Genomic DNA, 26,754 nt, shown 5'->3' on the forward strand with positions numbered 1-26,754 from the left:
TTATGCCAGTTGCATTGCCAGTTTAATCGATACGGCCATGCTCTCAGATTTTGCTTTTCCCGTCCAGGCGATATCAAATGCCGTCCCGTGATCGGCAGAGGTGCGAATAAACGGCAAACCGGCGGTGATATTGACGCCGTCATAAAAACCAAGCAGCTTCAGCGGGATATGGCCCTGATCGTGGTACATCGCCACCACCATGTCATAGTGACCTTCATACGCCTGCAAAAACACAGTGTCCGGCGGGCATGGACCGTAAACATCCATCCCCTTTGCTTTCATGTTCTCAATCGCCGGACCGACGATGCGAATCTCTTCATCGCCAAACAGCCCGTTCTCACCGGCATGCGGGTTCACCCCAGCCACGGCTATACGCGGCTGCACATAACCAACGCGCTTCAGGAAGGTATCGGCGATACCAATGACGGTCTCCACGCGCTGACCGTTCAGGGTATCGAGGAACTTACGCAGGGCGATATGGGTGGAAACGTGAATGACTTTCAGCTTATCGGTGTAAAGCACCATCGCGTAGTCGCGACTTTCCGTCAGCGTCGCCAGCAGCTCGGTGTGTCCGGGGAAATGGTGTCCGCCAAGATGCAGGGCTTCTTTGTTCAACGGCGCGGTGGCGATGGCATGGACGTCGCCTTTCATCGCCAGTTCCGTTGCCCGTTTTACGCAGCGATAAGCCAGATCGCCCGCCTGTGCCTGCACTTTACCCGGCTCCAGCGCCTCCGGGTGCGCCAGCGGTTCATCAATCACATGAATCACGCCTGGCGCGAAGCGGGCATCCGCCACCTGCGTAATGGCGCGAAACGTCACACCCTCCGCCAGACCGTTGGCCTGCAACCGCTTCAGGGTTTGCAGGCATCCCACCACCACCAGCGGCGCGCCGCTGAGTTCATCTTCACTGAGCGCTTTAACAATAATTTCCGGGCCGATCCCCGCAGGGTCGCCCATCGTAATCGCGACGGTTTTAGTTACCACTGTACATCTCCTCAATAAAATAAAGCGCATCACAAAGGGTACTGTCGGAGCCGAATCCTCCCGCTTTGGTGATCACCGGCAGATCGTCAATCTCGCTGTTCACGAACGTTCCACACGGAATGCACGGCGCCACCTCGCTCTGAATGCGATAGCCTTCCGCCCCCAGCGCGCTGGCAACGGCGGTCGCGATATCCCCTCCGGTCAGGAACAGGCCGCCAATACGCGCCTGCTCAATAATGCGTAAAGTGATTATTCCAAGACGCTGGCTTAACCGTTCGCCAAGCGCCTGACGACTCATCCCGACGCTGGCACACAGCGTGTCGATCATCTGTCGGTCGTCCGCACACCGACTGGTACGTAAAATCGTATGGTGCTGACGGCTCAGTAACGCGCAGGCCTGCTCCACCACCGACGCTATCTCCTGCTCGAAATCAGCAGAGGCCAGCCGGGAGACATCGATATCGACAACCTTTGCCCGGTCCTGACACAGCGCCTTGTTTACCTGACGTCGCGTGGCTTCGCTCATCGAACCCGCGACGACCAGCACCGGCAACGCTTGCTTTTCCTGCATAAACAGGCGGACCGGCAGGGCATTGGCAAGCCCGGCGGCGCCGACCAGTAACGGCAGAGCCTCCTGCTCGCAGATAGCATGCGCAATCAGCGACAAATCACGGTCCTCAACCGCATCCACCACCACCATGCACTCGCCTTCTGCTGCGAAAGCGACTAACAGCGCGCTCAGTCGTCCACGGCGGACATCGTCGAGCGACACTTCATGCACCGGAATGTCACTTTGCAACGTGACCAGTTCCGCAATACGCGAAGAGATAATCGGCGTTTTGGGATCGCTGGCAAATTCGGTCTCCAGTAATGGCGTTCCGTTGACCAGGCACCGTCCATCACGTGTTGTGCGCCCTGCGGCGGGGATCGCCGCAGCAATCACAGCCAGCGTCCGGTTAGCAGCGCGCATCGCCGCCGTCACCTCTGCGCCGACGTTGCCACGAAACGTAGAATCAATTTTTTTATACACCAGCGGCGCGGTTACCCCTTCACACCAAGGGGCTAACGCTTGCTGTACCGCCTGCGCGGCTTGCGCCGCCGGGATTGCCCGGCTCTCTGTGTTGATCACCAGCACATCAGCACGACGGGAAGGCTTTTGCGTCGGGGTGAGCATCACCTCCGTGCGTGCGCCTTTTTTCGCCAGTTGCACGCCGGTATCGTTAGAGCCCGTAAAGTCATCGGCGATAACGATCATTTTCATGCTTTATTCTCCTGAGCAACCTGACGGGCCTGTTTTTTGGCAACCCACGAAGTGAGGATTGGCGTCAGGATAGCGGTAGTGATCACGGAGGCGGCAATCAATGGCGCGGCGGCAGCAGCGACTTCCGCCAGAGAAGGGTCAGCCTGGGCTATCGCCAGCGGCGTTGCGACGGCATTACCGGCGGTACTGGAGGCCGCCGCTCCGGCAATCCCGGTACCGCCCACCAGACGGTCTGCGCGGATGTTAAAGAAGCCGCCGACGAACGTGGTCAATACACCGAGCAAGATGCCCGCCAGACCGCCCTGCAACAGCATTTCGAGGTTGATGCCAGCCCCCAGCGCAAAGGCAAAGAACGGAATCAATAGCGGTCCGCCTTTGGTCAGGAAGTCACGCATGTTGTGATCGAGGTTACCGAGGATCATGCCAACCACCAGCGGAACCAGTACCGCCACCAGCGCCATGATCGGAATGTTGGCCATTCCCGCAGCACCCAGCGCGATCATCGTAAAGAATGGGCCGTCATTAAGAGACAGAATAGAGATTGCGCCGACGTCACGCTCGTTACCGAACTCGCCGACTAACGCCGCGTACAGCCCTCCATTCGAGTTGCTCATGGCAGCAATAATCGCCAGTCCACTTAAGCCAAAGATCCCTTCCGCCCCGAACAGATGTTCAACACCGAGACCGATCGCAATGGCGATCAGCAGTTTGGTCAGGGTGATCGTACCGCCCTGCAATAAAGCCTGAGGTGCCGCCTTCACGCTGATCCCTGCGCCCATGCACAACAGGAATGCACCGATTAGCGGCGCGGCGCCGTTTTTAAACAGCGCGGTAGTAAATCCGCCGATCTCCAGCGCCTGCGGGGCAAAGGTATTGATAATGGCACCGATAACCAATGGCACGACCATCATGCCGCCGGGTACGCGTTCTATTGCCTTCTTGATGTTCATGGTCTTCCCGCCTGTTGTTGTGTTGTGATTAAATAAAATCACAACGATTATATTTAATCAATTTTAGATCACAAATGGGCCAGATCACAGTTTTAAAATGATTAATAATAATCAAACAATCATTTTTCGGCAAAAAAAAGCCGGACGCAGACGCCCGGCTTCAATGATGATTGAAAGAATTCAGGATTGACGTAGAAATTCCCGGTAGGCGTTTACCACCTGCAGGAAATCCTCAACGCCGCACAGCGACAGGCTCTCTTCATCGTAGTAATTCATCCCTTCTTCCATTTCGTCGCCGGTAAACTCCAGCTGATTGGCGCGGATCATCACCTCTTCGCCATCCATCCAGAGCGTATATTCGTGCCCCGCCCGTTGCCAGGAACGTTCGCTGCCTTTCACCGCGTGAGCCGCCTGTTCCACTTCGTCCAGCAGGGCCAGGTTTTCTTTCACTTCTTCATTAAACCAGTGCCCGACCACTTCGTGACCCATGGACATGCGTACCAAAACCCGCCCGGTAACATCGCGCAGAAATTCGTAATCCATAATGTAGTCCTCTGCTCCCGGCAATGCGCCATTACCGCATTGCGCCTTGTCTTAATTATCGCAGCCTGGACGCAGAAAAAAAGCGGATCGCGCATAAGGAATGGAAATAAAAATGCCCGGAGAAGCACGCTTCACCGGGCATTGATGCGTTTTTACGCGAAATGCGTTAGCGCATTACACCGCTGTCTGGAAAATCACACCGTCTGCTTTCTCGGTGTACTGAGAGAGCTGGTCGAAGTTCAGATAACGGTAGGTGTCGACTGCCGTTTTATCCACCTGCGCCACATAGGTCTGGTACTCTTCCGGCGTCGGCAATTTACCAATCAGTGCCGCAACCGCCGCCAGTTCCGCAGACGCCAGGTAGACGTTCGCACCGGTACCTAAACGGTTCGGGAAGTTACGCGTGGAGGTCGATACCACCGTCGCGCCGTCTGCAACACGCGCCTGGTTACCCATGCACAGTGAACAGCCCGGGATTTCAATACGCGCACCGCTCTTACCAAAGACGCTGTAGTAGCCCTCTTCAGTCAGCTGTGCCGCATCCATACGGGTTGGCGGCGCCACCCACAGACGAGTCGGCAACTGGCCTTTGTGCGCATCCAGCAGCTTGCCGGCCGCACGGAAGTGACCGATGTTGGTCATGCAGGAACCAATGAACACTTCGTCGATTTTATCGCCCTGAACATCAGAGAGCAGACGCGCATCGTCCGGATCGTTCGGCGCACAAAGGATAGGCTCTTTGATATCGGCCAGATCGATGTCGATCACCGCGGCATATTCTGCATCCGCATCGCCTTCCAGCAGTTCAGGTTCTGCCAGCCATTTTTCCATACCCTGAATACGACGTTCCAGCGTACGACGGTCGCCGTAGCCTTCCGCGATCATCCACTTCAGCAGAACGATGTTGGAGGTCAGGTATTCCACGATCGGCTCTTTGTTCAGCTTAATGGTGCACCCTGCCGCAGAACGCTCGGCGGACGCATCGGTCAGCTCAAACGCCTGCTCAACTTTCAGATCCGGCAGACCTTCGATTTCGAGAATACGGCCAGAGAAGATGTTCTTCTTACCTTTCTTCTCAACGGTCAGCAGACCTTGTTTGATCGCATACAGCGGAATGGCGTGTACCAGATCGCGCAGGGTAATACCCGGCTGCATTTTGCCTTTGAAGCGCACCAGCACCGATTCCGGCATATCCAGCGGCATGACGCCGGTCGCCGCAGCAAACGCCACCAGACCCGAGCCCGCCGGGAAGGAGATACCAATTGGGAAACGGGTGTGGGAGTCACCACCGGTGCCGACGGTATCCGGCAGCAGCATACGGTTCAGCCAGGAGTGGATCACGCCATCGCCCGGACGCAGCGAAACACCGCCACGGTTCATAATAAAGTCAGGCAGCGTGTGATGCGTGGTGACGTCAACCGGCTTCGGATAAGCGGCGGTGTGACAGAAAGACTGCATCACCAGATCGGAAGAGAAGCCCAGGCACGCCAGGTCCTTCAGTTCGTCACGGGTCATTGGGCCGGTGGTGTCCTGAGAACCCACAGAGGTCATCTTCGGTTCGCAGTACGCGCCCGGACGGATACCGGCGACGCCGCACGCACGGCCAACCATTTTCTGTGCCAGTGAATAACCACGGCTGCTTTCCGCCACGTCTTTCGCCTGACGGAACACATCGCTGTGTGGCAGACCCAGCGCTTCGCGCGCTTTGGTGGTCAGACCGCGGCCGATGATCAGCGGAATACGACCGCCCGCACGGACTTCATCAACCAGCACGTCAGTTTTCAGTTCAAAGCTGGCCAGCAGTTCACCGGTTTCATGGTTACGGACTTCACCTTTGAACGGGTAAACGTCAATCACATCACCCATGTTCAGGTTTGACACATCCACTTCGATTGGCAGTGCGCCTGCATCTTCCATGGTGTTGAAGAAGATAGGGGCGATTTTACCGCCGAGGCACAGGCCGCCGCCGCGCTTGTTCGGCACATGAGGAATGTCATCGCCCATGAACCACAGCACGGAGTTGGTGGCGGATTTACGTGAAGAACCCGTCCCGACGACGTCACCGACGTAAGCCAGCGGGTAGCCTTTGCTCGCCAGGGCTTCGATCTGTTTGATCGGGCCAACGACACCCGGCTGATCCGGCTCAATGCCTTCACGGGCGTTTTTCAGCATCGCTAACGCGTGCAGCGGGATATCCGGACGAGACCAGGCATCAGGTGCCGGAGACAGGTCATCGGTGTTGGTTTCACCGGTGACTTTGAAAACAGTGACGGTCATTTTTTCAGCCAGCGGCGGACGGCTCAGGAACCATTCGGCCTCCGCCCAGGACTGCATCACCTGCTTCGCATATTCGTTCCCTGCTTTGGCTTTTTCTTCTACGTCATAGAAGTTATCGAACATCAGCAGCGTATGGGAGAGCGCTTTGGCGGCAATCGGCGCCAGTTTAGCATCGTCCAGGGCGTCAATCAGCGGATGAATGTTGTAACCACCCTGCATAGTGCCGAGCAGTTCAATCGCTTTTTCAGGCGTAATCAGTGGGGAAGTCGTTTCGCCTTTCGCGACGGCAGCGAGGAAACCAGCTTTGACATAGGCGGCTTCATCGACGCCCGGGGGAACACGGTTGATCAACAGGTCTAACAGGAATTCTTCTTCGCCCGCAGGCGGTGCTTTCAGCAGCTCGACGAGCGCGGCCATTTGGGTTGCATCTAAGGGTTTGGGCACAATCCCCTCGGCGGCACGTTCTGCTACGTGCTTACGGTATTCTTCTAGCACGACGGTTCTCCTCGCTCTCATTGTCATAGTGCGGCGCTTTATCGATGGGCGATTCTCTTCACGCTCCTGTGAGACAGCAGTTTGTAGGGTAAATGCCCGGTACCGCAATGGGCAGAATAACAGGATTTTAGTGAGGTGTTAATCTGTTTACAAAAAAGCAACATAAAAAAGTGGCTGAATCGTTAAGGATGGTCTAATGCCCTTTTCGATTTCAGAAGCGGGGAATTAATCGCTGTTACGAATCGTCACACTATTTCGCATTCTTATAATCACTCTGCTTTACCGATCCCAAGATTAGTCAAAAATTAAACTATCGTCTCTTTATACTCACGCAACACTGCACCTGCGGGTGGCAGCACTTCGACCATTGCGATTTCCAGGAAATCGGGAGTAAGAATATGACGTTGCCCTTTAAACCCCACGTGCTTGCGTTGATCTGTAGCGCCGGGCTACTTGCTGCTTCAGGCGTGCTGTATGTCAAAAGCCGCACACCGGAAGCCCCGACTCAGCCCTCGACGCCCGCCGCCGCGCAACCGCCCGTGCCTGTCGAACCCTCTCCGGTCGCGAAAACGAGCTTTACCACGGCGCAAATCGATCAATGGGTCGCGCCGATCGCCCTCTATCCGGACCCGCTGCTTTCTCAGGTGCTGATGGCCTCGACCTATCCGGCTAATGTCGTCCAGGCAGTACAATGGTCGCGCGATAATCCGACACAACAAGGCGATGCCGCCATTCAGGCTGTCGCAAACCAGCCGTGGGATCCCAGCGTGAAGTCGCTGGTCGCATTTCCGCAACTCATGACGCTGATGGGGGAAAACACGGAGTGGGTGCAAAACCTCGGTGATGCGTTTCTGGCGCAACCGCAGGATGTGATGGATTCAGTGCAGCGCCTGCGCTTACTGGCCCAGCAAACCGGCTCGCTGAAATCCACTCCGCAGCAGACGGTAACCAGCACGCCGAAAAAGAGCGTCGCAGCAACGCCCTCAACCACCGCCTCCGCATCAAAGTCCGGCGCCGTTTCCGCCGCCCCGGCCTCCACGGTGATAAAAATTGAACCTGCGGATCCGCAGGTGGTGTACGTCCCCAGCTATAACCCCTCCACGGTTTATGGTGCCTGGCCCAACACCGCGTATCCGCCAGTGTATATGCCGCCTACGCCAGGCGAACAGTTTGCCGGCAGTTTTGTTAAGGGATTCGGCTACAGCCTTGGCGTCGCCACCACCTATGCGCTGTTCAGCAATATCGACTGGGATGACGATGACCATCACCACGATGACGATCACCATCATGACGACGATCACCATGGCGGTAATGGCTATCAGCACAATGGCGATAACATCAATATCAACGTCGATAACTTCAACCGTATTTCCGGGCAGAATCTGAAAACACAGAACATGACCTGGCAGCACAACCCGGCCTGGCGGGGTGGGGTTCCGTATCAGAATGAGGCGACTGCGCAGCGTTTCCACCCGACCAACGTCAGCGGCGGTCTCAGCGCCACGCAGCAGCCTGCTGCGACTACCTCCCGGGACAGCCAGCGTCAGGCGGCGATGGCGCAACTGCAACAGCGTCATCCGGATGCCACCAAAGCGCTCCCTCAGCAACCGACGGCCGCAACGCGTGATGCCCAGCGTAAAGCGGCGTCTCAACAGCTGAATCAGGTTGCCCAGCGTAATAACTATCGCGGCTATGACGACAACAACGCTCGCCGTCAGAGCGCGCAGCAGACGTTGAAACCATCGACCTCGCCGGCACAACAACAGCATCGTGACGATCTCAGGACTAAAGCGCAGCAACACCCGGTCTCACAATCGCAGCGGGATACGGCACGCCAGCGTATCGAGTCCTCCTCGCCGCAGCAGCGTCAACAGACGTTCCAGCAAAACCGGGCGAATGCCTTTAGCGGCAATGACAGTCGCTCACCGAACTGGCAATCGCAGCAACAGCGTGGTCAGGAAAGCCGTCGTCTGAGTAATGTCAGCACTGAACAACGTGCTCACGCGCGCGAACGCGCTTCTGAACACCATGAATTTCGCCGTCGCTAACGGGAGCCGATAATGAAAAAAGTACTGTTAAGCACCCTGCTGCTCTCGCTGCCGTTAATGAGCTACGCCCAGCAGATGTTCGCCACGCCAGGCGAGGCGGCCAACGCCTTTGCCCGTGCGATTGCCGGGAATAACGACACGCAGCTGACCGCTCTGTTGGGGGATGACTGGCGACAGTTTTTACCTCCGGAAGGCGCGGATCCGGAAGCTATCGCCCGCTTTAACCGCGACTGGAAGGTCAGCCATCAGATTGTGCAACAAGGTAACGTGGCCCACCTGAACGTCGGTCAGGAAAACTGGCAGTTGCCCATCCCCATTGTGAAGGCAAGTAAGGGCTGGCATTTTGATATGTCTGCCGCGCAGGATGAGATCCTCACCCGAACGGTGGGTCGCAATGAACTCTCGGCGATACAGGCCATGCGTGCCTATGTCGACGCCCAGTATGACTACTGGCAGCGCAAACAGGCTTTTGCCACCCGAATTATCAGCCATGCCGGTCAACAGGACGGTCTGTACTGGCCTGTCAAACCCGGCGAAACGCCCAGTCCGTTAGGACCGGCCTTCAGCCCTGATTCGCCTGGTGAAGGGTATCACGGCTACTATTTCCGCATCATTGCCAGCGACAACGCGAAAGGATTTGCGCTGCTCGCCTGGCCGGTTACATGGGGCGAAACGGGTGTGATGAGCTTTATGGTAAGTCAGGATGACCGGGTGTATCAGACGGATTTAGGGGAAGATAGCGGGCTAAAAGCCATCGCGATAGAGAAATTTACGCCTCACGATCCATGGAAGCCAGTGGAGTAACAGACATAAAAAAAGCGGCATTTACGCCGCTTTTTTCGTTGCCGGAAGGCTGAAGATTACTTCTTCTTCTTCGCTTTCGCGTTCGGCAGGTCAGTGATGCTACCTTCGAACACTTCTGCCGCCAGGCCCACGGACTCGTGCAGAGTCGGGTGCGCGTGGATGGTCAGCGCGATGTCTTCTGCGTCACAGCCCATTTCGATCGCCAGACCGATTTCACCCAGCAGCTCGCCGCCGTTGGTACCGACAATCGCACCACCGATGACACGGTGAGTTTCTTTGTCGAAAATCAGTTTGGTCATACCGTCTGCGCAGTCGGAAGCGATAGCACGGCCAGAAGCAGCCCACGGGAAGGTGGCGGTTTCGTAGCTGATGCCTTTTTCTTTCGCTTCTTTCTCGGTCAGACCTACCCATGCCACTTCTGGTTCAGTGTAGGCAATGGATGGGATCACTTTCGGATCGAAGTAGTGTTTCATGCCGGCGATAACTTCAGCGGCAACGTGACCTTCGTGAACACCTTTGTGCGCCAGCATCGGCTGACCGACGATATCGCCGATAGCAAAAATGTGCGGCACGTTGGTGCGCAGTTGTTTGTCAACGCGGATGAAACCACGGTCGTCCACTTCCACGCCTGCTTTGCCAGCGTCGAGGTTTTTACCGTTCGGCACACGACCGATTGCCACCAGCACGGCGTCATAACGCTGCGCTTCAGCAGGGGCTTTTTTGCCTTCCATGGAAACGTAAATACCGTCTTCTTTCGCTTCAACGGCAGTCACTTTGGTTTCCAGCATCAGGTTGAATTTCTTACCGATGCGTTTGGTGAAGACTTTAACGATGTCTTTGTCAGCCGCCGGGATAACCTGGTCGAACATTTCAACCACGTCAATCTCTGAACCCAGCGCATGGTACACGGTACCCATTTCCAGACCGATGATACCGCCACCCATGACCAGCAGACGCTTCGGTACGGATTTCAGTTCCAGGGCGTCGGTGGAATCCCACACGCGCGGATCTTCATGCGGAATGAACGGCAACTGGATCGGACGGGAACCCGCCGCAATGATCGCGTTGTCGAAGTTGATCACAGTTTTACCGTTCTCACCTTCTACTTCCAGGGTATTCGCCCCGGTGAATTTACCCAGACCGGTAACCACTTTCACTTTACGGCCTTTCGCCATACCCGCCAGACCGCCGGTCAGCTGAGTGATTACTTTTTCTTTCCAGGTACGAATCTTGTCGATATCGGTTTTCGGCTCGCCGAAGACGATACCGTGTTCCGCCAGCGCTTTGGCTTCTTCGATAACTTTGGCTACGTGCAGCAGTGCTTTAGAAGGGATACAGCCGACGTTCAGACAAACACCGCCGAGGGTGCTGTAACGTTCTACGATTACGGTTTCCAGACCTAAATCAGCGCAACGGAAGGCTGCAGAGTAACCTGCGGGGCCTGCCCCAAGTACCACGACCTGAGTTTTGATTTCAGTACTCATCATGACCTCTTAATTTATTTCCGGGGATCCCTGGTCTTGTCGCCCATCGTCCACCGGGTCGTTCTATCCGTCCGTATTTTACAAAATTGTTAACAATTTTGAAACAACAAAACGGCAACGATTTATCTTTAGCACTAATAACCCCAAAACCATCATGAGATTACCAGAAAAAAGCCGGCCGTCGGGCCGGCTTTTTTGCTTACATCACCAGGCGGCGAATGTCAGACAGCATATTGTTAATGATGGTAATGAAACGCGCACCATCTGCACCGTCAATCACGCGGTGGTCGAAGGACAGAGAGATCGGCATCATCAGACGCGGTACAAACTCTTTACCGTTCCACACCGGCTCCATCGCCGACTTGGATACACCGAGGATCGCGACTTCAGGCGCGTTCACAATTGGTGCAAAGTGGGTAGTACCCAGGCCGCCGATGCTGGAGATGGTGAAGCAACCGCCCTGCATTTCGCCAGCCGTCAGCTTACCGTCACGCGCTTTTTTGGAGATCACGGTCAGTTCACGGGACAGCTCGGTAACGCTCTTCTTGTTCACGTCTTTGAATACCGGAACCACCAGACCATTTGGCGTATCAACCGCCACACCGATGTTGATGTATTTTTTCAACGTCAGGCGCTGGCCGTCTTCAGACAGCGAACTGTTAAAGCGAGGCATCTGCTCAAGCGCCGCAGCAACCGCCTTCATGATGAAGACCACTGGGGTGAATTTCACGTCCAGTTTGCGCTTCTCAGCTTCAGCGTTCTGCTGTTTACGGAACGCTTCCAGGTCGGTGATATCGGTTTTGTCGAAGTGGGTAACGTGTGGGATCATCACCCAGTTACGGCTCAGGTTAGCACCAGAAATTTTCTGGATGCGGCCCAGTTCCACTTCTTCGATTTCACCAAACTTGCTGAAGTCGACTTTCGGCCACGGCAGCATGCCCGGGATACCGCCACCTGCAGCGGCTGCCGGAGCGGCTTCCGCACGCTTGACAGCGTCTTTCACGTAAGTCTGAACGTCTTCGCGCAGGATACGACCTTTACGGCCGGTGCCCTTCACTTTCGCCAGATTCACGCCGAACTCGCGCGCCAGACGGCGAATCAGCGGGGTCGCATGAACGTAAGCGTCGTTCTCAGCAAACTCAGATTTGCCTTCGGCTTTCGCTGCTGGAGCAGCGGCAGCTGGTGCTGGTGCAGCGGCCGGAGCCGGTGCGGCAGCCTGCTGTGGCGCGGCAGCAGCAGGTGCTGCGCCTTCCACTTCGAAGACCATAATCAGAGAGCCGGTTTTCACTTTGTCGCCGGTACTGATTTTGATTTCTTTAACGGTACCCGCGAACGGAGCCGGGACTTCCATAGAAGCTTTATCGCCTTCTACGGTGATCAGTGATTGCTCAGCGGCCACTTTGTCGCCCACTTTCACCATCACTTCGGTCACTTCAACTTCGTCACCGCCGATGTCCGGTACGTTAACGTCTTTCGCACCAGTGGCTGCAGGAGCCGCAGCGGCTGCTGGAGCAGCGGCCTGAGCGGGAGCGGCAGCAGGCGCAGCGCCCGCCACTTCGAAGACCATAATCAGAGAGCCGGTAGACACTTTATCGCCGGTGTTGATTTTGATCTCTTTCACGACGCCCGCGAACGGAGCCGGCACTTCCATAGACGCTTTGTCGCCTTCTACGGTGATCAGGGATTGTTCAGCGGCGATGGTGTCGCCCACTTTGACCATGATCTCAGTCACTTCAACTTCGTCACCGCCGATGTCTGGGACATGGACTTCTTTCGCTGCTGCGGCTGCAGGTGCTGCTGCCGGAGCGGCTTCTTTCTTCTCTTCTGCCGGAGCAGGTGCAGCGGCTGCTGCACCGTCAGCGGAATCGAAAATCATGATCAGTTTGCCCGTCTCGGTTTTGTCACCAACGGAGACTTTGATCTCTTTAACAACGCCAGCCTGCGGAGACGGGACTTCCATAGAGGCTTTATCGCCTTCTACGGTGATCAGCGACTGTTCGGCTTCAACCTTGTCGCCCACTTTGACCAGGATCTCGGTGATTTCAACTTCATCTGCCCCGATGTCCGGTACTTTGATTTCGATAGCCATTATTCTTTTACCTCTTACGCCAGACGCGGGTTAACTTTTTCTGCATCGATGTTGAATTTGGTAATTGCATCCGCAACCACTTTCTTATCGATTTCGCCACGTTTAGCCAGTTCGCCCAGTGCCGCTACCACCACGTAGGAAGCATCCACTTCGAAGTGGTGACGCAGGTTTTCACGGCTGTCAGAGCGACCGAAACCGTCGGTACCCAGTACGCGATAATCATCAGCCGGTACATAAGTACGAACCTGTTCGGCAAACAGTTTCATATAGTCAGTAGATGCTACAGCCGGAGCGTCGTTCATCACCTGAGCGATGTACGGTACGCGCGGAGTTTCCATTGGGTGCAGCATGTTCCAGCGTTCACAGTCCTGACCATCACGTGCCAGTTCAGTGAAGGAGGTGACGCTGTACACGTCAGAGCCCACGCCGTAGTCTTTCGCCAGGATCTGCGCTGCTTCACGAACGTGACGCAGGATAGAACCGGAGCCCAACAACTGAACTTTACCTTTGCTACCTTCCAGGGTTTCGAGTTTGTAGATGCCTTTACGGATACCTTCCTCAGCACCTTCCGGCATGGCTGGCATGTGGTAGTTTTCGTTCAGCGTGGTGATGTAGTAGTAAACGTTCTCTTGTTTCTCACCGTACATACGCTCCAGACCATCGTGCATGATGACCGCAACTTCGTATGCGTAAGACGGATCGTAAGAGATACAGTTCGGGATAGTCAGAGACTGAATATGGCTGTGACCATCTTCGTGCTGCAGACCTTCACCGTTCAGCGTTGTACGACCAGACGTCCCGCCAATCAGGAAGCCACGCGCCTGCTGGTCACCTGCTGCCCAGCACAGGTCGCCAATACGCTGGAACCCGAACATGGAGTAGTAGATGTAGAACGGAATCATCGGCAGGTCATTGGTGCTGTAAGAGGTTGCCGCCGCCAGCCAGGAAGACCCTGCGCCCAGCTCGTTGATCCCTTCCTGCAGAATCTGACCTTTCTCATCTTCTTTGTAGTACGCAACCTGCTCACGGTCCTGCGGGGTGTACTGCTGGCCGTTCGGGCTGTAAATACCGATCTGACGGAACAGACCTTCCATACCGAAAGTACGCGCTTCGTCGGCGATGATCGGAACCAGACGATCTTTGATCGATTTGTTCTTCAGCATCACGTTCAGGGCACGAACGAAAGCGATAGTGGTGGAGATTTCTTTGTTCTGCTCTTCCAGCAGCGCGCCGAAGTCTTCCAGGGTCGGCAGTTCCAGCTTCTCAGTGAAGTTCGGCTGACGGCTCGGCAAGTAGCCGTGCAACGCCTGGCGGCGTTCGTGCAGGTATTTGTGCTCTTCAGAACCTTCCGGGAAGGTAATGTAAGACAGTTTTTCAACCTGCTCATCAGTGACAGGAACATTGAAACGGTCGCGGATATAACGCACGCCGTCCATGTTCATTTTCTTCACCTGGTGCGCGATGTTTTTACCTTCAGCGGTGTCACCCATGCCATAACCTTTGATGGTATGGGCCAGGATTACGGTGGCTTTGCCTTTGGTTTCCTGCGCTTTTTTCAGTGCGGCGTAAACTTTCTTCGGATCGTGACCACCACGGTTCAGCGCCCAGATCTGCTCATCAGTCCAGTCTGCAACCAGTGCTGCGGTTTCCGGGTATTTACCGAAGAAATGCTCACGAACGTACGCGCCATCTTTGGATTTGAAGGTCTGGTAGTCGCCGTCAACGGTTTCGTTCATCAACTGGATCAGTTTACCACTGGTATCTTTACGCAGCAGCTCATCCCAACGACCGCCCCACATCACTTTAATCACGTTCCAGCCAGCGCCGTCGAAGATGCCTTCCAGTTCGTTAACGATTTTGCCGTTACCAGTGACCGGGCCGTCCAGACGCTGCAGGTTACAGTTGATGACGAAGACCAGGTTGTCCAGTTTTTCACGGGTAGCGATAGTGATCGCCCCTTTGGATTCCGGTTCGTCCATTTCACCGTCGCCCAGGAAGGCGTAAACGGTTTGTTTAGAGGTATCTTTCAGGCCACGGTGTTCCAGATATTTCAGGAATTTAGCCTGATAGATCGCACCGATTGGACCCAGACCCATAGAAACGGTCGGGAACTGCCAGAATTCTGGCATCAGTTTCGGGTGCGGGTAGGAAGACAGGCCATTGCCATGAACTTCCTGACGGAAGTTGTCCATCTGCTCTTCAGTCAGACGGCCTTCCAGGAATGCGCGTGCGTAAATGCCCGGGGAGATGTGGCCCTGGAAGTACACCAGGTCGCCGCCATCCTGCTCATTGCGGGCACGGAAGAAATGGTTGAAGCAAACATCGTACACCGTCGCAGAGGACTGGAAGGATGCCATGTGGCCGCCCAGCTCGAGGTCTTTTTTAGACGCACGCAGCACGGTCATGATGGCGTTCCAACGGATAGCAGAACGAATACGACGCTCCAGCTCCAGATTGCCCGGATATTCCGGCTCATCTTCAACGGCAATAGTGTTGATGTAATTGCTGGCCCCTGTACCTGCCGCTACTTTCACGCCGCCTTTGCGGGCTTCAGAAAGAAGCTGGTCAATCAGATACTGAGCGCGCTCAACACCTTCTTCACGGATGACCGATTCGATCGCCTGTAGCCAGTCGCGAGTTTCGATCGGATCCACGTCATTTGGGAAACGTTCTGACATGGGGGTATTCCTTATCTATCTAATACGTTGAGTTATCTGGAACCTGTCCCATTACGTTCTCGTCAGAGAGCGTAATAAGACAGGTTCTGCGTTTAGTTGCCGCGCACTTTATATGGCGCTTGATTTACAACATCTTCTGGTTAACGTTCTGCCAGAAAAATCACTAATTCTTTCGCTGCTCCAGACGACGTAAGGCGCGTTCACGACGGCTCTCCTCACGGCTGCGGTCGAGCAGAATCTCTTCGATAAACGCCAGATGGCGATGTGATGCTTCACGCGCCTCTTCTGGTTTACCGGCAATAATCGCTTCGAAAATACGGGTGCGGTGACCACTCACCAGCGGAAGCATCTCGCGACGCGAATAGAGCAACTCGAAGTTCTGACGTACGTTCTGGGCCAGCATGGGTTCCATACACCTTAGCAGATGAAGTAACACCACATTGTGCGCCGCTTCGGTGACAGCAATTTGATACTGGAGGACCGCATCGGACTCGGCATCGCGGTCACCCGACTCTTGCGTCAGCTCAATGGCATGATGCAGTTCACGAATGCGCGTTTTATCTTCATCCGTACTGCGCAGCGCTGCGTAATATGCAGCAATGCCTTCCAGCGCATGGCGCGTCTCAAGCAGGTCAAACTGGGATTCAGGATGGTCGGAGAGCAATTCTACCAGTGGATCGCTAAAGCTCTGCCACAGGCTACTCTGAACAAAAGTGCCGCCGCCCTGGCGACGAAGCAGCAATCCCTTCGCTTCGAGACGTTGAATCGCCTCACGCAAGGAGGGACGGGAGACGTCGAACTGTTTCGCCAGTTCGCGTTCCGGTGGGAGTTTTTCGCCCGGGCGCAGTGTGCCCTCAAGAATCAAAAACTCCAGCTGTTGCTCAATCACATCGGATAATTTTGGTTGGCGGATTTTGCTGTAGGCCATGATGTCCTGTCTTAAGCCATTTGCCCGAAGTCAATTGGTCTTACCAATTTCATATCTGTGACGCTAAAGTAACAAAGTATTCACCTTATGTCCATACAGGTTTTGATTGAAATCAGTAAACCAGGCACATTTTAACAACATCACAGAAATAACGTTTCAAACATGTAACTATGCACAAATGTTAAATTTACCACCCATGAGGTAGTTTTAACCTTATTGAAACGAAGAAAAATCCTGGTTGAACCGATTCAAATGCGTTTTTATGCATGGTTTCTATATAGGTAAGCATTTTACATCTAACGGAAGTGTTATCAGGAAGTAAGAGGCGGGACAAACAACTGCTCTCTTTTTATTCAACTCGTCATCATCCATTCACAAAGCAGGTGCATTCCCTGCCGCATACCATTATTCTGATCCGGACAAAAGAGTTTCGGCGACATTTCAAAAACCATTGCTGTAAACATAATAATACAACAGACGGAATTGCAAACTTACACGCATCACTGCGTAGGACAAATAATAATTACTCAAATTGCCCGGTCGCCGTCACGCGGCCGAGTGCTGAAGGGTAAACCACACACGAGGTTTCATGATGGACAGTCAGCAGCACGGCGAGCAGCTAAAGCGCGGCCTTAAGAACCGCCATATCCAGCTTATCGCGCTGGGCGGCGCGATAGGAACAGGCCTGTTCCTGGGAAGCGCCTCCGTAATTCAGTCCGCGGGCCCCGGTATTATTCTGGGTTATGCGATAGCCGGTTTTATTGCCTTCCTTATTATGCGTCAGTTAGGTGAAATGGTGGTTGAGGAGCCGGTCGCCGGTTCGTTCAGTCACTTTGCCTACAAGTACTGGGGAAGTTTTGCGGGATTTGCGTCGGGCTGGAACTATTGGGTGCTGTATGTGCTGGTTGCAATGGCGGAACTGACCGCCGTCGGCAAGTACATTCAGTTCTGGTGGCCGGAGATCCCCACCTGGGTTTCGGCAGCCGTTTTCTTTATTGCGATCAACGCCATCAACCTGACCAACGTAAAAGTGTTCGGTGAGATGGAGTTCTGGTTTGCGATCATCAAAGTCATCGCCGTGGTCGCGATGATCATCTTCGGCGGCTGGCTGCTGTTCAGCGGCAACGGCGGCCCGCAGGCGACCGTGCGTAACCTGTGGGAACAGGGCGGCTTCCTGCCTCACGGCATGACCGGACTGGTCATGATGATGGCAATCATCATGTTCTCTTTCGGCGGACTTGAACTGGTCGGTATCACCGCTGCCGAAGCCGATAACCCGGAGCAGAGCATTCCCAAAGCCACCAACCAGGTTATCTATCGTATCCTGGTTTTCTATGTGGGTTCACTGGCCGTTCTGCTTTCCCTGCTGCCGTGGACGCGTGTCACTGCTGACACCAGCCCGTTTGTCCTGATCTTCCATGAGCTGGGCGATACCTTCGTGGCGAACGCGCTGAATATCGTGGTTCTGACGGCGGCACTGTCGGTGTACAACAGCTGCGTTTACTGTAACAGCCGCATGCTGTTTGGTCTGGCGCAACAGGGTAACGCCCCGAAAATCCTGCTCACTATCGACAAACGCGGCGTGCCGGTGAATACCATCATCGTTTCGGCGCTGGTGACGGCGCTGTGCGTATTGATCAACTACATGGCGCCAGAATCCGCCTTCGGTCTGCTGATGGCGCTGGTGGTCTCCGCACTGGTGATCAACTGGGCGATGATCAGTCTTGCGCACATCAAATTCCGTCGCGCTAAGCAGCAACAGGGGGTGAAAACCCGCTTCCCGGCGCTGTTCTACCCGTTGGGTAACTGGGTCTGTCTGGCCTTCATGGCGGCGGTGCTGGTGATTATGCTGATGACGCCGGGTATGGCGATTTCGGTTTACCTGATCCCGGTATGGCTGGTTGTCCTTGGCATCGGTTATCTGTGCAAACAGAAATCCGCGAAGACGGCGAAAGCACATTAATTCCTTGAACCCTCACCCGTCCTGGGTGAGGGTTGTTACCTGCCTCACACTTTCCCCCAACAGCCATTTCGTCCATATCAGCGGCGCTATCCTGCAACGCAATTCATGGCTTACAGACGAATAATTCTTTCCATCACCTTGATGGGGAGACATCTCAATGGATACAGGTAAGCTGTCGGTAAGAGAAAAAATTGGTTATGGCATGGGCGATGCCGGATGCAACATCATCTTTGGCGCTATCATGCTGTTTGTGAACTATTTTTATACGGATATCTTTGGTCTCGCCCCGGCTCTGGTAGGGGTGTTATTACTGTCAGTGCGCGTTATCGACGCCGTTACTGACCCCATTATGGGCGCTATTGCTGATCGAACCCAAAGCAAATATGGCCGTTTTCGTCCATGGTTACTCTGGATTGCCTTCCCTTACGCGCTGTTCAGCATTCTGATGTTCACCACCCCGGAGTGGACTTATAGCAGCAAGGTTATCTATGCGTTCGTCACTTACTTCCTGCTGTCGATTACCTACACGGCGATCAACATTCCTTATTGCTCATTGGGCGGCGTGATCACCAACGACCCGAAAGAACGCGTGGCCTGCCAGTCTTATCGCTTTGTACTGGTCGGTATCGCGACATTGCTGCTGTCGCTCACTCTACTGCCGATGGTCGACTGGTTTGGCGGCGATGACAAAGCGAAGGGCTATCAACTGGCGATGACCGTGCTGGCCATTATCGGCATGTGTATGTTCCTGTTCTGCTTTGCTACCGTTCGTGAACGTGTGCGCCCTGCCGTTCCCACACACGATGACATGAAAAACGACTTCAAAGACGTGTGGAAGAACGACCAGTGGGTACGCATACTGCTGCTGACGCTGTGCAACGTCTGCCCGGGCTTTATCCGTATGGCGGCAACCATGTACTACGTCACCTGGGTCATGGGACAAAGCACCCATTTCGCCACGATCTTTATCAGTCTCGGCGTGGTCGGCATGATGATCGGTAGCGTGTTGGCGAAAGTGCTGACCGACCGCTGGTGCAAGCTGAAGGTCTTCTTCTGGACCAACATCGCGCTGGCCCTTTTCTCCTGCGCGTTTTACTTCTTTGATCCCAAAGCCACGATGATGATTGTCGTGCTCTACTTCCTGCTCAACATTTTGCACCAAATCCCGTCGCCGCTGCACTGGTCCCTGATGGCGGACGTTGACGACTACGGCGAATGGAAAACCGGCAAGCGCATTACCGGCATTAGCTTTTCCGGCAACCTGTTCTTCCTGAAACTCGGTCTGGCGATTGCCGGGGCGATGGTTGGCTTCCTGCTCTCGTGGTACGGCTATGATGCCGGGGCGAAAGCGCAAAGCGATTCCGCGATCAACGGCATCGTGCTGCTCTTTACCGTGATTCCGGGAGTCGGCTACCTGATCACTGCCGGCGTGGTGCGTCTGTTGAAAGTCGACCGCGAACTGATGAAACAGATTCAGGACGATCTGGAAAAACGCCGCGCTAACTACCGCGAACTCAATGATTACCAGGAACTGAAAGCCACTGAAACCGTAAGGAAAGCCTGATGCAAAACTGGCCTAACCCGTTTATTGAACAACGCGCCGATCCGTTTATCCTGCGCGACGGCAGCGACTATTACTTTATTGCCTCAGTGCCAGAATACAACCGACTGGAAATCCGTCGGGCGGATTCGCTGGAAGGATTACGTACAGCGCCACCCGTTGTCGTCTGGCGCAAACCCGAACACGGCCCGATGAGCGAGCTGATCTGGGCACCGGAAATTCATCACCTCGACGGCAGATGGGTCATCTACTTTGCCGCCGCGCATACCCAGGCGCTCGACAAACTGGGCATGTTTCAGCATCGGATGTACGCGCTGGAGTGTACAGATACCGATCCGCTCACCGGCAACTGGGTCGAAAAGGGTCAGGTGAAAACGCCGTTTGATACCTTTGCACTTGATGCCACAACGTTCCGCCATCAGGGAAAACAGTGGTATCTGTGGGCGCAAAAATCCCCAGATATCGCCGGTAACTCCAACATTTATCTGGCGGAGCTGGAAAATCCCTGGACGATTAAAGGCCAGCCGGTAATGCTCAGCAAACCGGAGTACGACTGGGAGTGTCGGGGCTTTTGGGTCAATGAAGGTCCGGCAGTATTAATCCACGGTGACAGGCTGTTTATCAGCTATTCCGCCAGCGCCACGGATGAAAATTACTGCATGGGACTGTTATGGATTGATATCCACGCCGATCCGCTGAATCCGGCAAACTGGCATAAATCCCCGCGTCCGGTGTTTACCACCAGCAATGAAAATCGCCAGTATGGCCCCGGGCACAACAGCTTTACCCAAACGCCGGAAGGTGATGACGTGCTGGTGTATCACGCGCGTAACTACACCGAAATTGAAGGCGATCCGCTCTACGATCCTAATCGCCATACCCGTCTGAAGCTGATTCGGTGGGATGACCACGGAATGCCAGACTTCGGTATTCCGCCCGCAGATACGCTTTGACATCGTTGCCCGGTAACACGCAACTTACCGGGCGTCCTGCCTGTACGTTAAATCAACGTGCCATAAATGGTCAGTACAGCAATGACCACCACTAAGGCAAACGACGTTTTCTTCGCCATGGAAACCGCCGCTTTCGGCGTTTCAACCTTATCGGTATGCGGCTCACGCGCCAGCGAGAACTGCGCCAGACGTGTTAACACCTGATATTGCGAAGTACGCAAATCCGCCAGCGAGGCAAACCATGCCGGCAGCGCTTTTTCTCCATGACCGATCAGGGCATACACCACGCCCGCCAGACGCACCGGGATCCAGTCGAGAACATGAAGAATGGCATCGATGCCGGACTGTAGGCGCTCATGCGGCGTCTGGTAACGCGCCAGCCAGGACTGCCACGAGCGCAGGAAAGCATAGCCCACCAGCAGTACCGGCCCACACGGACCGCCGACGATCAGCCAGAACAGCGGCGCGATATAGAAACGGAAGTTAATCCACAGCAGCGCGTTTTGCAGTTCACGTAAAAACTCACGCTCATTGCAATCCGGCGGAACGCCATGGATCATCGTCAGTTCGCTGGCCATCGCCGTTCGGGCATGCGCATCATCGCGCGCCGCCGCGTTAAGGTAAGCGTGATAGTGCATCCGCACTTTTCCCGCGCCAATACACAGCAGGCCTATCAGGATCCACGCCACGATCGTCGGCACATTAAACAACAGCCCCTCCAATGCGCGCAGCAACAGGAACGTGATCACCATCGCGATGATCATCATCCCGAGTGTCCGCGCCATCGAGAAGCGTTTGACCCGGCGGAAAAAAGCTTCTAACCGGTGATCGAACTGCCAGTGTTCGCCCAGCTTAAACAAGCGCTCGACGAGCAGCACCAGTAATGTCGTAAACAGCGTCATGTCATCTCCTTATCTGACGAGGCGGTGACCAGGGCGCGAAACCTTGCCCAGTCAAAAGCCGGACCGGGATCGGTCTTACGCTCAGGCGCAATATCACAGTGTCCGGTTATGTTTTCGGCAACGGCCGGGTAAATCTTTATTAATGCACGCGTGATGGCAGCCAGTTGTTGGTACTGGACATCGGTGTAGGCCAGCGTATCAGTCCCTTCCAGCTCAATGCCAATCGAAAAATCATTGCAGCGTTCACGCCCCTGATAATTCGACACGCCGGCATGCCATGCACGCTTATCAAAAGGAACATACTGAACGATTTCGCCATCACGGCGAATCAGACAATGGGCGGAAACGCGAAGATGCGCGATTTCGGCAAAAAAGGGATGGGCGTTGGGATCAATTGTTCCAGTGAATAGTGCGTCAATCCACGGACCGCCAAACTCGCCGGGCGGCAGGCTGATATTATGCACCACCAGCAAAGAAGGGGCTTCATCATCCGGGCGGCAATCGTAGTGCGGAGAAGGAACGCGTCGCGCTTCTGCCAGCCAGCCCTTGTCTAACAACATGCTGAATCTCCTTTTGAGTGGTGCTTATAGCCGCTTCAGAGTAGCATGTTTCTACCTTATGATTCGTTAGCAATTTGGAGTTTTCTCATGCCGCCTCGCCGCTATAACCCTGACTACCGACGTGACGCGCTGTTGGAACGTATTAACCTGGATATCCCAAACGTTGTCGCCCAGGCGCTGCGCGAAGATTTAGGCGGTGAAGTGGATGCCAGCAACGATATTACGGCTCAACTTTTACCGGAGAACAGCCGTTCTCATGCCACGGTCATCACCCGTGAAGACGGCGTTTTTTGTGGCAAACGCTGGGTTGAAGAAGTCTTTATTCAACTGGCTGGCGACGATGTCAGCATCACCTGGCATGTGGAAGACGGCGACAGCATCAAGGCGAACCAACCGCTGTTTGAGCTGGACGGTCCCTCTCGCGTGCTACTGACCGGCGAACGTACCGCGCTGAACTTCGTGCAGACCCTGTCAGGTGTCGCCAGCGAAGTGCGTAAATACGTTGATATCCTTGCGGGCACAAACACCCAACTGCTGGACACGCGTAAAACCCTGCCAGGGCTGCGTACCGCGCTGAAATATGCCGTGCTCTGCGGCGGCGGCGCGAATCATCGTCTGGGGCTTTCGGATGCCTTCCTGATCAAAGAGAACCACATTATTGCTTCTGGTTCCGTGCGTCAGGCGGTGGAGAAAGCCTTCTGGCTGCATCCGGATGTGCCTGTAGAAGTCGAAGTTGAAAACCTCGATGAACTGGACGACGCGCTGAAAGCCGGTGCCGACATCATCATGCTGGACAACTTTGAAACGGAGCAGATGCGTGAAGCAGTTAAACGGACCAACGGCCAGGCGCGACTGGAAGTTTCCGGCAACGTAACCAACGAAACGCTGCGGGAATTTGCCGAAACCGGCGTCGATTTTATCTCCGTTGGCGCGCTAACCAAACATCTCCGGGCGCTGGACCTGTCCATGCGCTTCGCTAACGCGTAATCATTATATGGCCTGATAACGCGCTGCTTATCGGGCCTGTTTATTCCTTTCAATCGCTAAAATCCTCGTCGTGCCTCGCAATCTTATTGCTTGCGACTGCAAACCGATAACATTCCTCTGAACCCACCTTCCCGATTCATTTTTTGCTGCTCGCCTGGCGTACCGGCGTTTGCCAAAGTGACGTCCACTCACTCAAGGAGCGAACAATGGATAAACAACGCGGATTTACCCTTATTGAACTGATGGTGGTGATCGGCATTATTGCCATCCTCAGCGCCATCGGCATTCCGGCCTATCAGAACTATCTGCGCAAAGCGGCGCTGACCGATATGCTGCAAACCTTTGTCCCCTATCGCACTGCCGTCGAACTCTGCGCCCTGGAGCATGGCGGTACAGACACCTGCGACGCAGGCGTCAACGGGATTCCCTCTCCGACAACAACACGCTATGTCTCAGGAATGAGCGTCGAAAATGGGGTGGTTTCTCTTACTGGTCAGGAAAGCCTGAACGGGCTTAGCGTCATCATGACCCCTGGATGGGACAAAGCAGAAGGCATTACGGGCTGGACGCGTAACTGCAACATCCAGAATGACAGCGCGTTAAAACAGGCCTGCGAAGACGTCTTTCGCTTCGATAGCCATTAAGGAAGCGCCATGAATACGACGCAACTCAGCGCGCTGTGCCAGCGCTACCAGGGAATATTACTTGATGCCAATAACGATGCGGTACACATTGCCGTCGAAGATGCCCCTTCTCATGAACTGCTGGACGCCCTGCATTTCGCCACGACTCGCCGTATTGAGATTGCCTGCTGGACGCGCCAGCAAATGGAGCAACACCAGCATCAGTCTTCACCCGCGCAGCCGTCAGTGGTTCCTGAAAGCAGCGTCAGCGCCGCGGTTTTACTGGATAAAACATTACAGAGCGCGCTGGCGAAACGGGCCTCGGATATCCACATAGAGCCTGCAGAGCATCACGTCCGTCTCCGCTTACGTGTGGACGGCGTGCTGCATTGCTTACCCGATATCGCCAAAGAGACCGGTATCGCCCTGACAGCACGTTTGAAAGTGTTAAGTCATCTGGATATCGCGGAACACCGCTTACCACAGGACGGGCAATTTACCATTGAGCTGAACGGCGCTGCCGTCTCGTTTCGTATCGCCACCCTTCCCTGTCGTTATGGCGAAAAGGTTGTGCTACGGTTGCTGCATCAGGTAAATCAGGCACTGGATGCCTGCACGCTGGGAATGCACGACACGCAGCTCTCTGCCTTCCTCCACGCCCTGCAACAGCCTCAGGGGTTGATCCTCGTCACCGGCCCCACGGGTAGCGGTAAAACGGTAACCCTTTATAGCGCGCTGCAAACGCGAAACGCGCCGGAGGTGAATCTGTGCAGCGTTGAGGATCCGGTGGAGATTCCCCTCGACGGTATCAATCAGACGCAGATCCATCCGCGTGCCGGGCTGACCTTTCAGGGCGTATTGCGGGCACTGCTACGTCAGGATCCGGATGTCATCATGGTGGGTGAGATCCGCGACGGCGAAACCGCAGAAATTGCCATTAAGGCCGCACAGACCGGGCATCTGGTGCTTTCCACGCTGCATACCAACTCAACCTGCGAAGCGCTGGTACGCTTACAGCAGATGGGGGTGGCGCGCTGGATGCTCTCTTCCGCATTAACCTTAGTGGTTGCGCAGCGGCTGGTCAGAAAACTGTGTCCACACTGCCGACGGCTGAGTGACGATCCCATTCGCTTACCGCCCGCATGGTACCCAACGCCCCTGCCCCGCTGGCAGGCGGTTGGCTGCGAACATTGCTATCACGGATTCTACGGTCGTGCGGCGTTGTTTGAACTACTTGCGATCACCGCTGAACTGCGTCATCAGATTGCTAACGACGCCTCAGCCGCAACGCTGGAAGCCCATGCAAAACAGGCAGGAATGAGCACACTCTTTGAAAGCGGGTGCCGCGCCGTCGATCAAGGGCTAACCACGTTCGAGGAACTGGTGCGCATTCTGGGTATGCCGGATGATCACTAAAAAGCTATGGTACTGGCAGGGAATGAATCACGATGGCCTGCCCGGCGAGGGAACCCGTTGGGCGGAAAACCGACTCCTGTTGATGCAGGAACTGGAACGGCTTCAGATAATACCTTTGCGCGTGAAATCCTTACGCGTAAAGCGCGCGCTCTGGCGCAATGACAAATCCACGGAAGTGATTCACCAGCTTGCGACGCTGCTAAAAGCGGGGCTAACGCTGTCTGAAGGGCTGGAACTGCTTGCCGGACAGCAACCGAGTAAGCAGTGGCAAGCCCTGTTAGGGAGCCTTGCAAACGAACTGGAACACGGTACGCCGCTCTCCAGCGCACTGGCGCAGTGGCCAGACGTTTTTCCGCCGCTGTATCAGGCGATGATACGCACCGGAGAGCTGACCGGGAAACTGGATAAATGCTGCTTTGAACTCGCCCGGCAGCAGAAGGCGCAAAGACAGTTAACCGATAAGGTCAAAAAAGCGCTGCGTTACCCCATCATTATTTTAACGATGGCGGTTATGGTGGTGGTGGCGATGCTCCAATTTGTCCTGCCTGAATTTGCCGCCATTTACCGGACCTTTAACACGCCGCTACCTGCTCTCACTCAGGGGATCATCGCGTTTGCCGACTGGAGTCAACGCTGGGGTGGGCTGATTGTCCTGATGATCGTCATGCTAATTGCAGCCAACAGCCTGCTGAGCCGAAAGCCCGGCTGGCAAATGCTGCGCCAGCGAGGATTACTCCGCATGCCCGTGATGGGCCAGTTGATCAGAGGTCAGAAGCTCACACAAATTTTTACCATCCTCGCGCTGACGCAAACGGCGGGGATCGCTTTTTTACCCGCGCTTGAGAGTGTGAAAGAGACGATTCAGTGCCCCTACTGGGCACGGCGTCTGGCACAGGTACAGCACGATATCAGTACCGGCGTGCCCGTCTGGCAGGCGCTCAAAAATGCGGAAGAATTTAGCCCATTATGTCTGCAACTGGTCAGGACCGGAGAAGCCTCTGGCTCGCTGGATATCATGCTGCGCAACCTTGCCCGTCATCATGATGAACATACCCAGGCGATGGCTGACAACCTGGCGGCACTGCTGGAACCGGCGCTGCTGGTGATTACCGGGCTTATCATCGGCACACTGGTCGTGGCGATGTACTTACCGATTTTCCATCTGGGCGATGCGATGAGTGGCGTGGGATAACGAAGGGAAGTCGACAGCAGAACTGGCGCTCAAGGCAGCGCCAGTTCCTGGGGAGG

The 26,754-nt window shown here is 55.0% G+C and carries 20 protein-coding genes; 9 read left to right on the top strand and 11 right to left on the bottom strand.

Translation table 11 applies throughout. The features are described 5' to 3' along the window. The 5 genes from WM46_RS14210 to acnB all read right to left on the bottom strand — a co-directional run bounded on the left by WM46_RS14210 (window position 1) and on the right by acnB (window position 6,510). Window positions 1-984: a D-threonate 4-phosphate dehydrogenase gene (locus WM46_RS14210; protein ID WP_102602602.1), complete on the bottom strand. Its 984-nt coding sequence runs from the start codon at window positions 982-984 to the stop codon at window positions 1-3. Beyond that, window positions 974-2,245, bottom strand: coding sequence for a D-threonate kinase (gene dtnK, locus WM46_RS14215; protein ID WP_061076448.1), 1,272 nt, complete (start codon window positions 2,243-2,245; stop codon window positions 974-976). The genes WM46_RS14210 and dtnK overlap by 11 nt, the downstream gene beginning before the upstream one ends. Beyond that, complete coding sequence (locus WM46_RS14220) at window positions 2,242-3,195, bottom strand: 2-keto-3-deoxygluconate permease 1 (RefSeq protein ID WP_061076447.1); 954 nt, start codon at window positions 3,193-3,195, stop codon at window positions 2,242-2,244. Before WM46_RS14220 ends, dtnK begins: the two co-directional genes overlap by 4 nt. Window positions 3,196-3,375: 180 nt before the next feature. Then, complete coding sequence (gene yacL / locus WM46_RS14225) at window positions 3,376-3,738, bottom strand: protein YacL (RefSeq protein WP_042997907.1); 363 nt, start codon at window positions 3,736-3,738, stop codon at window positions 3,376-3,378. Between the two features lie 174 nt (window positions 3,739-3,912). Continuing rightward, complete coding sequence (acnB, locus tag WM46_RS14230) at window positions 3,913-6,510, bottom strand: bifunctional aconitate hydratase 2/2-methylisocitrate dehydratase (RefSeq protein ID WP_061076446.1); 2,598 nt, start codon at window positions 6,508-6,510, stop codon at window positions 3,913-3,915. 398 nt (window positions 6,511-6,908) lie between these two features. Between acnB and WM46_RS14240 the strand changes: the two genes are divergently transcribed. Both WM46_RS14240 and WM46_RS14245 read left to right on the top strand, forming a co-directional pair. Then, window positions 6,909-8,558, top strand: a complete 1,650-nt coding sequence (locus tag WM46_RS14240) for a DUF3300 domain-containing protein (RefSeq protein ID WP_102602603.1) — start codon at window positions 6,909-6,911, stop codon at window positions 8,556-8,558. Between the two features lie 12 nt (window positions 8,559-8,570). After that, the gene (locus WM46_RS14245; RefSeq protein WP_102602604.1) at window positions 8,571-9,362 is read left to right on the top strand and encodes a DUF2950 family protein; all 792 of its coding nucleotides are present in this window, start codon (window positions 8,571-8,573) and stop codon (window positions 9,360-9,362) included. A gap of 56 nt (window positions 9,363-9,418) precedes the next feature. Here the strand turns inward: WM46_RS14245 and lpdA are convergent, their stop codons facing one another. From lpdA to pdhR, 4 genes are all read right to left on the bottom strand, one after another. Beyond that, window positions 9,419-10,846 (bottom strand): dihydrolipoyl dehydrogenase, encoded by a 1,428-nt coding sequence (gene lpdA / locus WM46_RS14250; protein WP_061077979.1) that lies wholly within the window; start codon window positions 10,844-10,846, stop codon window positions 9,419-9,421. A 199-nt stretch (window positions 10,847-11,045) separates the two neighbouring features. Beyond that, window positions 11,046-12,935, bottom strand: a complete 1,890-nt coding sequence (gene aceF, locus WM46_RS14255) for a pyruvate dehydrogenase complex dihydrolipoyllysine-residue acetyltransferase (RefSeq protein ID WP_061076443.1) — start codon at window positions 12,933-12,935, stop codon at window positions 11,046-11,048. Between the two features lie 14 nt (window positions 12,936-12,949). Next, entirely contained in the window at window positions 12,950-15,613 is a 2,664-nt protein-coding gene (gene aceE, locus WM46_RS14260) for a pyruvate dehydrogenase (acetyl-transferring), homodimeric type (protein ID WP_061076442.1), read from the bottom strand. 163 nt (window positions 15,614-15,776) lie between these two features. Then, window positions 15,777-16,541, bottom strand: coding sequence for a pyruvate dehydrogenase complex transcriptional repressor PdhR (pdhR, locus tag WM46_RS14265; RefSeq protein WP_102602605.1), 765 nt, complete (start codon window positions 16,539-16,541; stop codon window positions 15,777-15,779). 589 nt (window positions 16,542-17,130) lie between these two features. Here pdhR and aroP point away from each other — a divergent pair. The 3 genes from aroP to WM46_RS14280 all read left to right on the top strand — a co-directional run bounded on the left by aroP (window position 17,131) and on the right by WM46_RS14280 (window position 21,018). Then, entirely contained in the window at window positions 17,131-18,504 is a 1,374-nt protein-coding gene (gene aroP / locus WM46_RS14270; protein ID WP_102602606.1) for an aromatic amino acid transporter AroP, read from the top strand. 157 nt (window positions 18,505-18,661) lie between these two features. Further along, window positions 18,662-20,068 (top strand): glycoside-pentoside-hexuronide (GPH):cation symporter, encoded by a 1,407-nt coding sequence (locus WM46_RS14275; RefSeq protein WP_061076441.1) that lies wholly within the window; start codon window positions 18,662-18,664, stop codon window positions 20,066-20,068. Then, on the top strand, window positions 20,068-21,018 hold the full coding sequence (locus WM46_RS14280) for a family 43 glycosylhydrolase (RefSeq protein WP_102602607.1): 951 nt from the start codon (window positions 20,068-20,070) through the stop codon (window positions 21,016-21,018). Before WM46_RS14275 ends, WM46_RS14280 begins: the two co-directional genes overlap by 1 nt. 47 nt (window positions 21,019-21,065) lie before the next feature. Here the strand turns inward: WM46_RS14280 and ampE are convergent, their stop codons facing one another. Further along, window positions 21,066-21,920 (bottom strand): beta-lactamase regulator AmpE, encoded by an 855-nt coding sequence (ampE, locus tag WM46_RS14285; protein ID WP_061076439.1) that lies wholly within the window; start codon window positions 21,918-21,920, stop codon window positions 21,066-21,068. Then, on the bottom strand, window positions 21,917-22,480 hold the full coding sequence (gene ampD, locus WM46_RS14290; RefSeq protein ID WP_061076438.1) for a 1,6-anhydro-N-acetylmuramyl-L-alanine amidase AmpD: 564 nt from the start codon (window positions 22,478-22,480) through the stop codon (window positions 21,917-21,919). Before ampD ends, ampE begins: the two co-directional genes overlap by 4 nt. 87 nt (window positions 22,481-22,567) lie before the next feature. On the opposite strand from ampD, the gene nadC reads away from it, so the two are divergent. The 4 genes from nadC (at window position 22,568) to hofC (ending at window position 26,698) form a co-directional block, all read left to right on the top strand. After that, window positions 22,568-23,467 carry a carboxylating nicotinate-nucleotide diphosphorylase gene (nadC, locus tag WM46_RS14295; RefSeq protein WP_061076437.1) on the top strand — a complete coding sequence of 300 codons (900 nt, stop codon included), beginning with the start codon at window positions 22,568-22,570 and terminating at the stop codon, window positions 23,465-23,467. Between the two features lie 206 nt (window positions 23,468-23,673). Next, window positions 23,674-24,111, top strand: a complete 438-nt coding sequence (gene ppdD / locus WM46_RS14300) for a prepilin peptidase-dependent pilin (protein WP_061076436.1) — start codon at window positions 23,674-23,676, stop codon at window positions 24,109-24,111. Between the two features lie 9 nt (window positions 24,112-24,120). Further along, complete coding sequence (gene gspE / locus WM46_RS14305; protein ID WP_102602608.1) at window positions 24,121-25,506, top strand: type II secretion system protein GspE; 1,386 nt, start codon at window positions 24,121-24,123, stop codon at window positions 25,504-25,506. Beyond that, a complete protein-coding gene (gene hofC / locus WM46_RS14310; protein WP_102602609.1) occupies window positions 25,496-26,698 on the top strand; it encodes a protein transport protein HofC in 1,203 nt (400 codons plus the stop codon). Before gspE ends, hofC begins: the two co-directional genes overlap by 11 nt. Window positions 26,699-26,754 lie beyond the last annotated feature (56 nt).

Origin of the sequence: Citrobacter freundii complex sp. CFNIH2 (assembly GCF_002880615.1) — a bacterium.
GTDB classification, from domain to species: Bacteria; Pseudomonadota; Gammaproteobacteria; order Enterobacterales; family Enterobacteriaceae; genus Citrobacter_A; species Citrobacter_A amalonaticus_F.

Excerpts from the sequence above, each read along its gene's own strand:
- aceE (WP_061076442.1), bottom strand. The coding sequence starts at position 15,613 with ATGTCAGAACGTTTCCCAAATGACGTGGATCCGATCGAAACTCGCGAC.
- ampD (WP_061076438.1), bottom strand. The coding sequence starts at position 22,480 with ATGTTGTTAGACAAGGGCTGGCTGGCAGAAGCGCGACGCGTTCCTTCT.
- dtnK (WP_061076448.1), bottom strand. The coding sequence starts at position 2,245 with ATGAAAATGATCGTTATCGCCGATGACTTTACGGGCTCTAACGATACC.
- aceF (WP_061076443.1), bottom strand. The coding sequence starts at position 12,935 with ATGGCTATCGAAATCAAAGTACCGGACATCGGGGCAGATGAAGTTGAA.
- WM46_RS14275 (WP_061076441.1), top strand. The coding sequence starts at position 18,662 with ATGGATACAGGTAAGCTGTCGGTAAGAGAAAAAATTGGTTATGGCATG.
- ampE (WP_061076439.1), bottom strand. The coding sequence starts at position 21,920 with ATGACGCTGTTTACGACATTACTGGTGCTGCTCGTCGAGCGCTTGTTT.
- aroP (WP_102602606.1), top strand. The coding sequence starts at position 17,131 with ATGATGGACAGTCAGCAGCACGGCGAGCAGCTAAAGCGCGGCCTTAAG.
- pdhR (WP_102602605.1), bottom strand. The coding sequence starts at position 16,541 with ATGGCCTACAGCAAAATCCGCCAACCAAAATTATCCGATGTGATTGAG.
- hofC (WP_102602609.1), top strand. The coding sequence starts at position 25,496 with ATGATCACTAAAAAGCTATGGTACTGGCAGGGAATGAATCACGATGGC.
- WM46_RS14220 (WP_061076447.1), bottom strand. The coding sequence starts at position 3,195 with ATGAACATCAAGAAGGCAATAGAACGCGTACCCGGCGGCATGATGGTC.
- WM46_RS14240 (WP_102602603.1), top strand. The coding sequence starts at position 6,909 with ATGACGTTGCCCTTTAAACCCCACGTGCTTGCGTTGATCTGTAGCGCC.
- WM46_RS14280 (WP_102602607.1), top strand. The coding sequence starts at position 20,068 with ATGCAAAACTGGCCTAACCCGTTTATTGAACAACGCGCCGATCCGTTT.
- lpdA (WP_061077979.1), bottom strand. The coding sequence starts at position 10,846 with ATGAGTACTGAAATCAAAACTCAGGTCGTGGTACTTGGGGCAGGCCCC.
- gspE (WP_102602608.1), top strand. The coding sequence starts at position 24,121 with ATGAATACGACGCAACTCAGCGCGCTGTGCCAGCGCTACCAGGGAATA.
- yacL (WP_042997907.1), bottom strand. The coding sequence starts at position 3,738 with ATGGATTACGAATTTCTGCGCGATGTTACCGGGCGGGTTTTGGTACGC.
- WM46_RS14245 (WP_102602604.1), top strand. The coding sequence starts at position 8,571 with ATGAAAAAAGTACTGTTAAGCACCCTGCTGCTCTCGCTGCCGTTAATG.
- ppdD (WP_061076436.1), top strand. The coding sequence starts at position 23,674 with ATGGATAAACAACGCGGATTTACCCTTATTGAACTGATGGTGGTGATC.
- nadC (WP_061076437.1), top strand. The coding sequence starts at position 22,568 with ATGCCGCCTCGCCGCTATAACCCTGACTACCGACGTGACGCGCTGTTG.